Source organism: Candidatus Neomarinimicrobiota bacterium (assembly GCA_016784545.1).
Lineage (GTDB): Bacteria > Fidelibacterota > UBA8477 > UBA8477 > JABMPR01 > JABMPR01.
Genome location: JADHUM010000018.1, coordinates 43528 through 57343, shown reverse-complemented (window position 1 = coordinate 57343; position 13816 = coordinate 43528). Strand labels below are relative to the sequence as shown.

General features: G+C 43.7%; 10 protein-coding genes. All 10 read right to left on the bottom strand.

Annotated elements, in window-relative coordinates; all coding sequences use genetic code 11:
- Positions 1–77: 77 nt before the first annotated feature.
- The 10 genes from ISR87_05840 to ISR87_05795 all read right to left on the bottom strand — a co-directional run bounded on the left by ISR87_05840 (position 78) and on the right by ISR87_05795 (position 13816).
- The gene (locus ISR87_05840; protein ID MBL7024960.1) at positions 78–623 is read right to left on the bottom strand and encodes a recombinase family protein; all 546 of its coding nucleotides are present in this window, start codon (positions 621–623) and stop codon (positions 78–80) included.
- Positions 624–893: 270 nt separating this feature from the next.
- Entirely contained in the window at positions 894–2693 is a 1800-nt protein-coding gene (locus ISR87_05835) for a T9SS type A sorting domain-containing protein (GenBank protein MBL7024959.1), read from the bottom strand.
- 58 nt (positions 2694–2751) lie between these two features.
- Positions 2752–3597, bottom strand: a complete 846-nt coding sequence (locus tag ISR87_05830; protein ID MBL7024958.1) for an alpha/beta hydrolase — start codon at positions 3595–3597, stop codon at positions 2752–2754.
- Between the two features lie 111 nt (positions 3598–3708).
- A complete protein-coding gene (locus tag ISR87_05825) occupies positions 3709–5163 on the bottom strand; it encodes a hypothetical protein (protein MBL7024957.1) in 1455 nt (484 codons plus the stop codon).
- Positions 5164–5277: 114 nt separating this feature from the next.
- Positions 5278–6573: a galactokinase gene (locus ISR87_05820; GenBank protein ID MBL7024956.1), complete on the bottom strand. Its 1296-nt coding sequence runs from the start codon at positions 6571–6573 to the stop codon at positions 5278–5280.
- A gap of 18 nt (positions 6574–6591) precedes the next feature.
- Positions 6592–7620, bottom strand: a complete 1029-nt coding sequence (locus ISR87_05815) for a UDP-glucose--hexose-1-phosphate uridylyltransferase (protein MBL7024955.1) — start codon at positions 7618–7620, stop codon at positions 6592–6594.
- Positions 7621–7634: 14 nt separating this feature from the next.
- Positions 7635–9266 (bottom strand): sodium/sugar symporter, encoded by a 1632-nt coding sequence (locus tag ISR87_05810; GenBank protein MBL7024954.1) that lies wholly within the window; start codon positions 9264–9266, stop codon positions 7635–7637.
- A gap of 83 nt (positions 9267–9349) precedes the next feature.
- Complete coding sequence (locus ISR87_05805) at positions 9350–10441, bottom strand: galactose mutarotase (GenBank protein ID MBL7024953.1); 1092 nt, start codon at positions 10439–10441, stop codon at positions 9350–9352.
- Between the two features lie 2 nt (positions 10442–10443).
- The gene (locus tag ISR87_05800; protein MBL7024952.1) at positions 10444–12735 is read right to left on the bottom strand and encodes a beta-lactamase family protein; all 2292 of its coding nucleotides are present in this window, start codon (positions 12733–12735) and stop codon (positions 10444–10446) included.
- A 16-nt stretch (positions 12736–12751) separates the two neighbouring features.
- Complete coding sequence (locus ISR87_05795) at positions 12752–13816, bottom strand: PorV/PorQ family protein (GenBank protein MBL7024951.1); 1065 nt, start codon at positions 13814–13816, stop codon at positions 12752–12754.

Sequence of the window (13816 nt, the reverse complement as noted above, 5' to 3'; positions counted from 1 at the left end):
TGGCATCCCGCGAGCTTCTGACGTGAATACAGTAGCCCTGGCGACATCCTATTCACTGTCAGGTGGCCAGATCAAGATTATTGTGCACACCGGTACAGTGTTGCCCTCGACACTCCCATGGTTTTACATATCTCATCAACTGGGATACTCTGATCACCCATTAGCTTTTTAGCCATAGCTATCTGCTTCTTTGTGAGTTTCCGGGGACGACCGCCTTTCCGACCTCTGGCTCTTGCAGCTGCCAAGCCAGCCAATGTTCGCTCTCGAATGATATCCCGCTCAAACTCAGCCAGTGCGCCAAAGACATGAAAGATCAGCTTGCCACCAGGTGTTGAAGTATCCAGACTTTCCTGAACGCTCTTGAAGTAAATACCACGTTCATCAAGCAACTGCATTACCTGAATCAGATGTTTTAGTGATCTTCCCAGTCGATCCAATTTCCAGACAATAAGAGTATCACCTTTCCGGATAAACCCGAGGATTTCCTCCAGACCTGGGCGATTTGTTTTAGCACCACTCAGTTTGTCAGTATAGATTTTCTCACAGCCGGCAGTCTTGAGAGCGTCATTTTGTAGATCAAGGTTCTGATCCTGTGTAGATACACGTGCATACCCAATATTCATGATTGGTTCCTTTCCGTATAATTGATTAGATAAAAATGCCTGAATAGATCCCAGACATTGCCTTTCATGTCTCATATACGGTAAAAGCTATCAGTTTTGATACTTTGATTTATAGACGGGTTTTGAGACTCAATTTATTGGGTTTGCAGGGGGTTTGTGGCGAGCTCTGAATCTGTCTCATAAACGGTGGTATTTGAGTCGCTCTTTTGAGTAAAAAGCAAGCCCTAGATCCGTGTCCAGGGCTTGCGTATATGTCCAATTATTGTCTAGCTATTTCAGGTACACCATCTTGATCGTCTGATAGTGTTCCCCTGCTTGTAATCGGGCAAAATACACACCCGTACTCACTGGATTTCCTGATTGATTTAATCCATTCCATTGCACCTCATAGCTTCCTGGAGGTTTCTCAGCTTCTTGGAGAGTTGTGACCTCTTGGCCCCTAATGTCGTAGATTATTAAACTCACCATGGATTGTTCAGGAAGATCGTAACTGATGGTGGTAGTTGGGTTGAAGGGGTTGGGGAAGGATTTTATTTCAATTCTATTTTTTCCTGGTAATCCTGACAAATTTGGTCCATCTATGCTGGTAATTGCTGGGTTTGTGTTACTCATGCTCACTGAATCAATCTCAACTGTTCCGATTGTCGCCGTAAATGTATTGAACAGTGTCCAAACTCCTATCGGGGCGATGACATGAGCTGTATGAGTTGTCCACTCTTCAGTGAGTTCAAAGTTTGTGATTTGGGGATTGCCTCTTGTCCAGATTTGCTGGCCTTGAAACTCTGTAATGAGTTGAGCTTCTGCCCCACTTGCGACCCCTCGTATTTTTGCTGTAATGTAGTACTCTTCTCCCCCTTCGGTGGCGCCAGGAAATAAGTCTCCCGTGGCATCTGTAGGCTGGTGGACTTCTTCCCCAGCACTGAGACGAATGAAGTAATCACCATCAGGGGCATTGCCTGGATCATACACCCTTTCAACACCATCAGTGTAATAGCGCCAACCAAAACCACCAAAAGGTGCAGAATACTCAAAGCTACCATTGGCAAAGTCCCAATTTCTGCCAAAACCATCAATAATGTCACCTGGATTCACTTGTTGCCAATCCGGATTAAGTCCTGAAATGTGATCCAGCAAAACATAGGCTTCACCACTGTGGTCCCATTGGGATCCATGCCATTGCTCCCACAACCAGGGAAAGAGGCAAACTGATAAGTTGGGGTCTCCTGCCTCATCGACAACCTCCTGGGAGTAATTTGCTGGCTCATTAATGTCCCACCCATAAGAATTAAACAGAATGATCTGGGGGTCAGGTCCATATACAAATCTCAAATCAGAGACGACACTTTGGTAGCGATTCTTTACAGTTGTTTGACTGTTTCCGATGTCATTGGCTCCAGCGTTGACAACAATAATATGCGGATTAAAGCCACTACGATAATTTGGATCCTGACTATAGTAATCTTCAGAAAATATAAAGGAGCCAACACTGTTGTCGCCATTATCATTGATCTGAGCCCCCCCCACGGATTGATTATTCATCTCGGCCCCAAGCATTCTACTTAACATCGCTGGATAAGCATAATACGTCCCCATATCACCTTCATTTTTTTCACTGTAATTCGAAGACCCATCCATATTGGAATCACCAAAAAACTCGATACGTAATGTTGGACGCTCCGGTGGTGGCAATACACCAGAACCAATCAAATCAAAACCATAGAAATAAGAAGTTCCGTAAAAGGTCTCTTTCATCATTTCCAGGGTGTGAATTGTGTCAGGAAGATCTGCAGCAATTATATGTGTATCTCTTGAGGAGTTGAAAAACCGGCGATCGCTCTCAGGTACACCATCCACAATGATTCGATATTGATCATTATGTGTCCCGGCCATATCAACACTAATCCCCGTCCCGTGAAATTTTACTATAATCGAAGAGCCTTGCCACCCTACCCATGGGATCGATGGATCATCAAAATTCCACCGCCCTGTATATTGCAAATTAGGATCGGTTGGTGGTATTCTCTCATCACCAAGTCCGGTTGAGCCCAAGAGTAATAGCCAAGTACTCATTATAATTATTGGAACTTTCATCATCGCAGAGACGCTGGTTATCGGGGAAATTAATGCTCTATTCAAGTGCTGTCACCCAATTAACAAACAAGTCTAGCCATTGACCAGTACCGCCATCTTTCCGCCCTACGCCAAAGCCATGTCCTCCAGTCGGGAATAAATGCATTTCTACCTTAACGTCATTCTCAATTAGCCTCTGGGCATATAGCGTAGACTCTTCAACATGACATACATCATCATCATAAGCATGTACCAGAAAAGCAGGAGGTGTATCCTTTGTTACCAGATCGAGTAACCGATTCTGGCGCAATTCCTTGCGAGTCATTTTGCGATGATATAAATCCTTTTCCAACCAATCGATATTTGCCTTGGTCAGATTGGTCACACCGTAAATAAGAGCTGAGAAATTTGGGTTTTCATCTGGTTCGTTACTCTTCCATAAACTTGCTACAGTTGCCAGATGACTTCCCGCTGAAAACCCCATCACCCCTACCTGTTTGTCATCAAATCCGTATTTATCAGAGTTGCTTCTCAATGATTTTAATGCCCTCCGCGCATCAGCTAGAGGGACTTTTTCTGGATGATCCGAGGATTCAGGTTTAGGCAATCGATACTTTAACACCGCCGCAGTCACACCACTTTCAGAAAGGATTTTGGCAATATCGTACCCTTCATGGTACATGGCAACCAATGAGTAGCCGCCTCCAGGAATGATTAAGACAGCTTTTCCAACATTCTCACCTTGAGCATGGTAAATGGTTAGAGTGGGCTCTGTAATATTAAAGACACACTTTGTATCCCAAACTTCCTCCTCATATTCTACTAGCTGATTCTCTTTGTAAAAGGGTTTGGATTGATCTTCCCATAGTTTGTAAACATCCTGGGCTACAGCCTCTCTAAGCAATCCAACACAGCACAATAACAATATCAATAGATGTAAGGTTTTGATTTTAATACCTCGCTTCTCCCAATGAGCCACTATTAATAATCAAATCCATGGAAATGGAATTGATCCTTAATTGACTCCTATAGATCCATAGTCGATTCGATGCTCATTCGTGTAGACAGGGAATGATGGAACATACAGCGGAAAGGGGACATTTTCGCGTGTAGCAATTGCGGGTGTTCGCAAAAGCTGAATTTTGTCGAATTCCTTCATATCTATATGAATTTGATCTGAATAGGCAGACTGAAGTGAATCGATGAGAGGTCTAAGGTAGTCATTTAGGATTATATCTCTGTTGATGGAATCATATTCGAACTCAGGTATCACTCGTTTCAGATAATTGGATCGATAGTGAGAACTCCTGATTTGATCTTCCCATAATTCTACGTACTGTGTGACAGAAGGTACCTGGTTATAGCTCGACTCATATGCCATTTCGGTCAGCTCGAGATCTAAGAGAAGATCCGCAATCGCAAATTTCAGTTGTTGTGGGAAGTCACTATAGGCCATATCTCGATTCCTGTAAACCAGGGGATGACGTTGAATTACATGTTTGAATTGCCCCATGGTCCAAGGCTCTCCGTTCAGGGTAAACAGGGTCTCATAATCGGTTATTTGGGGTTTACTACTTAAGTCTTTATCCCCATTGCTCCTCTCAACATTCCAGACTTCCGCATTAAATAGTTCCTTTTTATCCTGTGCAGATTGGAAGAAGTGTGATGCAAGTGATTGCGCATAGATTAAAAATACAGGTTCATTCATCAGAAATTCCTGTCCCCGCATTAATGATTTTGAAATCTCATCGTGAATTGAGATAGCCATCCTCAATTTCATTTTCTCACGGACCAGACTTAGATGCGACTCAAATTCCCGCCCAGATATCAGTCTATCATCCGTAGTCTCCACTATCTGGGCAAATAGTGTGCTTCCGCCCAAGGTCATAAAGGGTGACAGAATATCACCTTTTTTCAATTGCTTGGAGAAGAAAGCTTGATGTACCATCGGCTCTTCATCGTCAAACCAGGAAAGAGTTTTCTGAGGCACTCTCTCTGCGTTAAATATTGCCAAATAGGTCATATAGATATTTTTACCCTCGTTTAGAGCTTTGTGCCCACGATTAACGATCGCTGTATCTGATGAAGTAAAGTACTGAATCGAATAACTCCGGGATGCTATCCGTGCCTGCCGGTGAACTTCTTCCTCATTCATGATAACCTTTTTAACAGCTCTTTCTGAAAATAGCCATTGCCGCATAGCTTGTTCTGATTGACCTTTTAAGTAAGCTTGAATTGCTTTGCTAGTATCCAGCGAGGAATCTTTACCCTCCTCAAGGGACAGTATTTTCTCTGCAATTAGATTGTTCAGGACAATTTTCTTATGAATATTTGATGAACCAGCGCAAAAGTCTGGGCGAAGTGAAAATTCGCTCCGTCTTATAAAATCCTGAACCGTAATAACTCTTGAGCCCACCTGGGCAAGCACTGTCCCTGCAGGATCGTCTTTAACTTCCTTAGAACAGGTCACAAGGAACATTCCTACCACAATCAGAAAGGTGCCTAGATACTTGGGAAGGATAGTGGATATTTTCGATTGTCTATTCATCATGGAATTAGCGGGGGCTGGACAAGATCAGCAAGATTAATTCAGCTCGAGGATTGATCGAGCACCATTGTTTCGAATGTGCAAGATCTGTACTGAATTTATCCCAAAGATATTGCTCATTTTATCATGATAGGCATCGAAATCATCTGTATGTATATATGCTTGAATCGTTCCTGCAAATCCGCCACCATGAACACGCGCAACCCCTCGTCCTTTTTGCTCAAAAAAGAGTTGTGAAATTCCCAAAGCAAAGGCCAGCCCCTGCTCTGTTCCATCACTATGGGGGGGGATTGCGTTCTGGAGAATACTCCTCGAAGATTCACCGCTGGCGGATACAAGCCCGAGGAATACTTCGAAATCATCCTCTTCAAGAGCAGCAGCCATCTGATTCACACGTTCATTTTCACGATAAAAATGCAAAGCCCTAAGCACGGCTCTGTCGCCCAGTTTCTCTCGTATGCTTAAAATCCTATCTAAAAACACTTCCTCATCAACCGCCCGCAATTGCTCAACACCTAACACTCCGGCAACGAGACGCATTTCCTCAGGAATGGAAGCATAGGCATAAGTCAGATCGGTATGTGTGCTTCCCGTGTTAACTACCACCAAAGTATAATCTTCAGTCGAAAAATCATAGTGAACAGGCTTGATATCTATGGATTCAGGATCTTTGAAATCGATTTCAAGGACCCCACCTACGGCTGAAGCTGTTTGATCCATCAAGCCACAGGGTTTCCCGAAATACTTGTTCTCAGCATATTGACCAATCCTTGCTATCTCCGGTGCAGAAATCAGGTCATTGTTATAAAGATTATTGATGATAGTCCCGATCAGAACTTCAAATGCAGCTGAGGAGGATAACCCTGAACCAACGCCCACATTACTTGTTATCTGCGCGTCAAAGCCGCCGATATTGCCACCTCGCTCACTAATACCCGCTAGTACCCCTCTAATTAACGCCGTGGTCTCACCCATCTCTCCTGGATTCGGTTTAAGCTCTCTTATATCAACAACAAATTGCTTACCAAAGCCTTCCGAGTTGATAACAACCTTGCCATCAACTCTTTTAGATACAGCAGCAAGAGTATCATTTTGAACGGCTGCGCAGAGAACCTTCCCTAAATTGTGATCCGTATGATTACCGCCAAGCTCAGTCCTTCCAGGAGCACTAAAAAAATGAGTACTGTTAGTTTCAGAATGCTGACATAGGTCCTCCAAGCGTTTCAATGCCTGTGAGTCTGGACTTAATTTTCCGTATAAATCCTTAAATAATTCTGAATGATCCTGATTTTTTATCTCTCTGAGAATATCAATACTCGTTAATGGCTTCATTTCAATCTCCAGCTCGCATTAGGAATAAGAATCAGGAAGCGCTGCCAGTGATGCAGCTGCAGTTTCAGGTGTAATATCTCTTTGAGCTTCACCCAGCATCTCATAGCCCACCAGAAATTTCTTAATCGTGGAAGACCTCAAGAGGGGTGGGAAAAAATGAGCGTGTAGTTGCCAGGCAGAAGGGTCACCAGCGATATTGGGTGCCCCATGCCAGCCCATGCTATATGGAAAACTTACATTGAAGAGATGATCATATTTTGTCAGTAAACGCTTTAGTATATCCGCAAGACTTCTGCTACCCAGGGTTTTCACATCCTGCATTCGATGGATGGGCTTAAGCGGTAATACCAGAGTCTCAAAAGGCCAAGTCGCCCAGAATGGAACAACTGCTATCCAATCGCTATTGAGACACACAATACGCTCTTTAGATTCGAGTTCCTGCCTGGCATAATCTGCCAACAAGGGAGATCCATGTTCTATAAAATACTTCCTTTGTGTCAAATCTTCTTTTTCCATTTGAGTCGGGATAAAATCTCCAGCCCACACTTGTCCGTGGGGATGAGGATTTGAGGCACCCATAGCTTGACCCTTGTTTTCAAATATTTGTACCCATTTATAGCGATTTCCCAGTTTCCTGGCTTGATCCACCCAAGTAGAGATCACTGCTTCAATTTCAGCCAACCCCAGCTCTGGGAGTGTGAGGTCATGGCGTGGTGAATAGCAGATAACCCTGGAAGTCCCTGATGCTGATTCCCATTTAAGTAATCCATTCTCATAGGGACCACCAGAAAGCGCCACTTCAGGTAAAAGAGCAGGGTAATCATTGGTAAATACAAAAGTTCTCTCATAATCGGGGTTATTTGCGCCTGTAGCACGAGATCCACGCGGACACAGGTAACAACTCGGGTCATGCTCTGGTCTCTTGTGGCCTGATTGAGCCTCTTCCTGCCCCAACCAGGGCCGTTCAGTGCGATGGGCTGATACCAACACCCATTCGCCTGTCAAAGGGTTATATCGACGATGTGGATTGTCTCCAGGATTATTCATTCAAGTAATAATTCCTACCAGAATACTGCATATAGCACGACCAGAATCACACTAATGATCATCGCGCTAATATTAAATACCGGCTCTGTCGCAAAATATTTTCTGGATACAGGAATACCTTTTTTGTCTACGGCACCCTTGCCTTCGATCTGACTGATAACAGCAATAATAATCATGGTCGCGATCCAGACGATCATCATTTGGTGCATCCATGGCATGCTCGTACCAAGTTTTAGGACTAGTGCAAGGGGGATGGATGATACAGCACCCCAGATTGCAGCATTATTTGTTGATCTTTTATAAAAGAGACCCATGATAAATACGCCAAGTATACCTGGGCTGACCAGACCAGTATATTCCTGGATATATTGGAACATTTCTTTTATTGAACCAAGTGTAGGCGCAACCAATACTGCAATCGTTAAGGCTACTAGCACCGTAATCCGTCCGACCTTAACAGTTTGCTTATCATCCGCATTTTTGTTGATATAGGAGCGGTAAATATCCATTGTAAAAATAGTTGAGGTTGAGTTCAACATAGAGGCCAGAGATGACACAATGGCTGCAGCAAGTGCCGCCAAGACTAGACCCTGCAAACCGGTAGGAACAAATTGACTAATCAGCCAGGGATAAGCCTTATCATAATTAATACCGTTACCAGAACTAAATGCTTCAGTGGCGCCGGGGATAATTGCTGTCCCCTCAGGTGCAGTAAACATCACGTAGGCTACGATTCCTGGAATAACAACAATAAGTGGTATTATAAGCTTTAGAAAAGCAGCAAAAGCGATCCCCTTCTGTGCTTCTTTAAGGGATTTGGCTGCAAATGTTCTCTGAATGATATATTGGTTAAATCCCCAATAGTATAGATTTGCCACCCACATACCTCCGACAAGCACGGCGATGCCTGGCAAGTTGCTAAAGCTGGGGTGTCCCTCCTTGAGGATCATATGGAAATGGTCCCCAGCCACGTTATAGATATGGGATAAGCCATGGAATACACCACCGTCTGGTGTAACATGATTCAAAGCTATTATTGAGGTGATCAGACCACCTACAATGAGTAGAATAACCTGGATTACATCAGTCCAGGCGACAGCTGATAAGCCACCCCATATTGAATAGGCCGCTGCAAAAAAGGCAAGTCCCAGAATACCATGCATGATGTAGTCCCCATTGCCCGCTCCCAGTATGGTATCGAGAGCTTTCGCACCTAGGAATAGGACTGAAGTCAAGTTCACAAAAATGAACAAGCCGATCCAAAATATAGCCAGAATAGTTTTTAGGTTTTTGCTAAAGCGAACTTCAACGAACTGAGGTATAGTATAAATGTTTTTCTCGATGAATATGGGGAGAAAATACTTACCCACGATGATTAAGGTAAGTGCAGCCATCCACTCATATGATGCGATCGCCAGGCCCAATGAAAAACCGGATCCAGACATTCCAATGAATTGCTCAGCCGAAATATTAGCAGCAATGAGTGAAGCACCGATCGCCCACCAGGGTAAGGATTTTCCAGCTAGAAAATAGTCTTCAGCATTCTTTTCGTGCCCTTCCTTACTTCTGGAGACCCATAGTCCTACAGAGACAATAGTTACTGCGTATGTGATAAATACTACATAGTCAATAAATGAAAATTGCATGGATATATCCTTTTTCCTTAAATTTTACGGTACACGTTTATTTTAAAAATCCTGAGTAATATGCTTCTACTAGCTATTAATTCTTATCCATCAATCAGACCAAATTTTAGCACCATTTTATGATGATACTCAATATCCGGAGATATGACCGACGAGGGAAAAGAGGATTCATTCGGTGCATTTGGAAAATGTTGAGGTTCCAGACAGACACCCATCCTTTTATTAAATGCTTTAGACCCCTTCCCAAACACATTCTCACTTAAATAATTTGAAGAGTAGAGCTGCAAACCCGGAGAATTTGAGCTTATAGTTAGTGATCGACCACTCTCTAGCTCACAGAGCTTTGCCACTGGCTTGAATTCATTCTGGGATTGATTAATGACATAACAGTGGTCATAACCTCCAGCTAGTGACAATTGCTTATTGCCATTCCCCATTCTGGAGCCAATCTGATTTGGAGTTAGAAAGTCAAAGGGTGATCCCTGCACAGCTCGTAATTCTCCTGTGGGGATCATACTCGAATCTATTGGCAAATATTCTGTAGCATTCAGCTCTAACAGGTGACCATCAATAGTTTTTATCTGATTGTCACTCAAATTGAAATAAGGGTGGGTTGTCAAGCTAATGACAGTCTTCTTGTCTGTGGTTGCTTGAAATTCTAGCGTTAACTCGTTCTGATCATTAAGGGTGTACGTAATCCTGACTTTAAGCTCACCTGGAAATCCACCCTCTCCATCTTCGCTAGTACGCTCGAGTTGAAGACAAGGATTGACGCCAGTACTAATAATTGTGGCATCCCACAGAGCGCGATTGAATCCCGACTTCCCTCCATGGTGACAACTTGATCCCTCATTCTGGCTGAGATCATACTTCACACCATCAATCTCCAATGCAGCACCCTTAATTCTATTCGCATACCGCCCAATCACAGCTCCCATATAGGATACATCATTGAGATATCCTTCAAGGTCATCATACCCGAGTAATATATCCGAATACACTCCTGCTTGATTTGGTGTCATAATTGATCGCAGAATGCCGCCATAATTCAATATGCCAATAGATATGCCGCCGGCGTTTGTAAGAGTGTATTCATGCACTTCCCGACCATCAGGAAGGAAACCGAAGGATTCTCTGGTACAGGTTGTTGTATTTTGGATAGAAGTAAATTGCATATCTATTTTAGATTCTTTTCTATTGCCATAAGCAGTTTGGTCAAATATTTGTCGTAATGGGGTCCAGCTTGCCAGCGTGTCTGTGCGATAACCAGATCATTGTCAAGATCTACCCTTAAGACTGTTGATGTTGCTGATCCGTGACCAATTATATTTGAGCTAAGCACTGTTTTATCAGTTGGAGTACCATCTTTACCGGCATCTGGATGTTTCATTGTCATCCAGGTAATACCTATTCCCTGATCCCAATCCATTCCAGGGTAGAATTGTGCAAGGTTTTTCGGTAAGATTTGTTCAAAGACCGCAGGTGAGAAGAATTCATACTTTCCATATGATCCCCTATTGAGCAGGAGTTGACCGATGCGGGCCAGATCTCCAGCAGTGCTCTGCACACTGAATGCGAGGTCCTCTTCAATAATTGAATTACTCATATCAAGGGGCTCAAACAAGTTTTCATGGATAACACGAAAAATGCTTTTTCCTGCTACTGCCTCCATGACCCGACCTGCAAGGTTATAGCCGTCACCATTATAAGTGCTCTTTTTCCCAACTGGCAAAAAGTTCAATTGATTGGCTACTACATTTTCTAACCTGTGGTTATGCATACCGCCCCAGCGTTCATGTCCAATGAGACCTGAAGTATGTGTGAAGCAATGTCTCAGGGTTAGGGTTTTATCTCCTTCTAGAGGATAATCTGGATAATAGGCACCAACTGGGTCATCGATCTGAATCAGATCCTGATGCATAAACTGAGCAAAAGTGATTCCAGTGATTAGTTTTGTGGTGGATGCGATGGGAGTTGCAGTCGAGGTTGTGAATTCGCCGTTAGCATCGTGACCAGTCGCTTCCTCGTAGACAATTATCCCATTTCGAGCTACCACTGTGATAAAAGGTTCGCCACTTGCATCGAACCATTCATCTGTCACTGCCTTTAGATCTGCAATAATAATTGGGTTAAATCCTGCATCTTCCGGTGTTCCGTGTCGCAACACCGGAGCAGACTTGCCCTGAATGGCCTTTGGAGACCTGAGAGATGGACCCGAGTACTTAATGCCACCAACCTTTTTCTGAAGACGGATATGATATTCATCGTCCGCAAGCATGGGGCTATTCAAGCCACCGTCGGAGTATTTTCCATGATTCACCTCATATAGATAGGACATGAGTGCTGCACCCTCTTCCTGATCTAAAGTTGATAGCAGCATCATTCTACCTACATACCTGGCAATTGCTTCTTCGTGATTTGAAAGTTGCTCCTGGTCAAATCGCGCTGCTGGAGGTGTCTTTAATGTTGCATATGGCCGTTCACTCCACCCCATCCAATCCCAAGGGTAGCAATAGAGCGTTCCAGCTCTTCGAATGATCATATTCTCTTTCGAAACACATTCAGCAATGAATCCATATCGACCTGGACTTTCTGCCTTTGTTACTTCATTCAGCTCTGCATCAAACCAACGTATGGTAAGCGGAGCTTCACCAATGATTTGTTCAGCGAGATAGGGTTGATCCCATCTCATGTTCGGAAAGTTTCCAGGGGTGAATGATTCATCCCAAGAATTGTACCAAGCAGGAACAATTTTCGAGTTCATGAAGGCTTCGAAATCTTTCTTCACCTTGTCTTTGGCTATCATCTCTGATCGAGATTGAGCATCCTGGACAGAGAGAGAGAATCCCCAACCACTCGTTCCATTAAGGACTTTGACCAGTATGCTATTTAATCCCTTTTTTAGATGAATGGGAAACTGGTCTTCACCAGGATTCACAGCTCTAAAAGTATAGTTTTCATGCACCAGTGATCCATTGGTCCATACTTTGACAGCATCATCTGACCCCAGCAACGCATGGACAGATTGATCCTTCGTTGAATGGATATAAGCAAAGGCATAAGCTACCTTATACTCAGCATGGTTATAGAGCTCAGCAAAATCAACTATTCCCATGGGGTTAGCCGTGGCCTCAACCACTGGGGCTGTACCAACAGTGGCATCCTGATTCTCAAATTGTAGTGTTTGATTCGGCTTGATCACTCCCGTTGATTCACCGCCAATGGATGCGAGAAAATCGTAGGAGTATCCCACATCAAAAGTTCCATCAGATTGTCTTTCTGTGGTGCTAATATTGGGGAAAGGTCCGACGGCTAGCCAGTTCGCCATAGTGAAAATACTGGCTGATTTTTCTACGGGTATGCCTTCTGTGGTTTTGACAGGTACCTCTTCTATCCCCACAGTAGCGCAAGCTACAAGTATGAGCACGAGAACCATGGCCATGATAGGTTTTACAGTATAGTTTTTCATTCTCGCCCCAATTCTCTTAAAAGCCTAGTCGAATGGAATAGGATTGTGAAGTTCCCAGCACACCAATATCTCTGAACGAATATTCCAGGCGCATACTCCGGCCGCCCATGACAAACAACTCTAATCCAGCACCGGCTGACATACCGTATTCAGAATCATCCATGAAAATTCCCTTATACCCGGTTCTCAGAAAGAGTTTCCCAAATCTACCGCGCACATATGAATATTCTGCTCCAACATTCACATATTCACTATTGTTATTGGGATGAACTGCATCAACCTCCAGACACAATCGGTGAAATTGGGATGCGATTGGATAGACAGATGCACCAATTCGGAACAGCATGGGTAATTCCCATTCTGATAATTTGTATTGTCCAGGAACATAGCGATAGTTGCCATCTTCATCAGGGAGAATGTCAATACTGGCGAGTAAATCTTTGCCCTCATACTCCATGGGAGTCCCATAATTATTGATACTCATACCAATAGCCAGCCCATCCTCACGGTCTCCTGTGGTGGTAAAGAAATCCGTTTTCACAATGACACCTAAATCTGCTGCAACAGCACTGGCTGTTGTGTGGTAGATAGAAGAAGAGAAGTATTCAAAGTTGAAGCCCAATGAAAACCAGGTCGCCAGATTTCGAGCAAAGGTTAGCGCCATGACATAGTCACTGGCTGAGAATATTTCTCCTGTTCCTTCTTGCTGATTAACAGTAGTCACTTCCATATCGCCATAATCAGCGTATATCATACTTAAACCTGCTTTTCCCACACCAGGTATATCGAAAGCCACCCCTGCCATTCCTGTCCCAATACCAACCAGCCATGGCTGATTAAAGAAATACATCTCATTTCCACGTGTTTGTGCTAATCCCGCTGGATTCCAGTAGATGGACTCAACCCCAGAAGCTGAGGCTACACGGGCATCACCCATCCCATTCCCTGCGGCACCAAAACCAATTTCATAGATAGAAACGGCAGTGGTTCCGACCTTGTCCGGTTTCTGCCCAAAGACCAAACTAATGGATAACAGTAAAGCAATGACCACTGATAAACTTCTCCGATGATTACGTGTCAT

What these genes read in the sequence shown, in the direction of transcription:
- ISR87_05840 (MBL7024960.1), bottom strand. Translation starts at nt 623, where the DNA reads ATGAATATTGGGTATGCACGTGTATCTACACAGGATCAGAACCTTGAT.
- ISR87_05835 (MBL7024959.1), bottom strand. Translation starts at nt 2,693, where the DNA reads ATGAGTACTTGGCTATTACTCTTGGGCTCAACCGGACTTGGTGATGAG.
- ISR87_05820 (MBL7024956.1), bottom strand. Translation starts at nt 6,573, where the DNA reads ATGAAGCCATTAACGAGTATTGATATTCTCAGAGAGATAAAAAATCAG.
- ISR87_05815 (MBL7024955.1), bottom strand. Translation starts at nt 7,620, where the DNA reads ATGAATAATCCTGGAGACAATCCACATCGTCGATATAACCCTTTGACA.
- ISR87_05810 (MBL7024954.1), bottom strand. Translation starts at nt 9,266, where the DNA reads ATGCAATTTTCATTTATTGACTATGTAGTATTTATCACATACGCAGTA.
- ISR87_05805 (MBL7024953.1), bottom strand. Translation starts at nt 10,441, where the DNA reads ATGCAATTTACTTCTATCCAAAATACAACAACCTGTACCAGAGAATCC.
- ISR87_05800 (MBL7024952.1), bottom strand. Translation starts at nt 12,735, where the DNA reads ATGAAAAACTATACTGTAAAACCTATCATGGCCATGGTTCTCGTGCTC.
- ISR87_05795 (MBL7024951.1), bottom strand. Translation starts at nt 13,816, where the DNA reads ATGACACGTAATCATCGGAGAAGTTTATCAGTGGTCATTGCTTTACTG.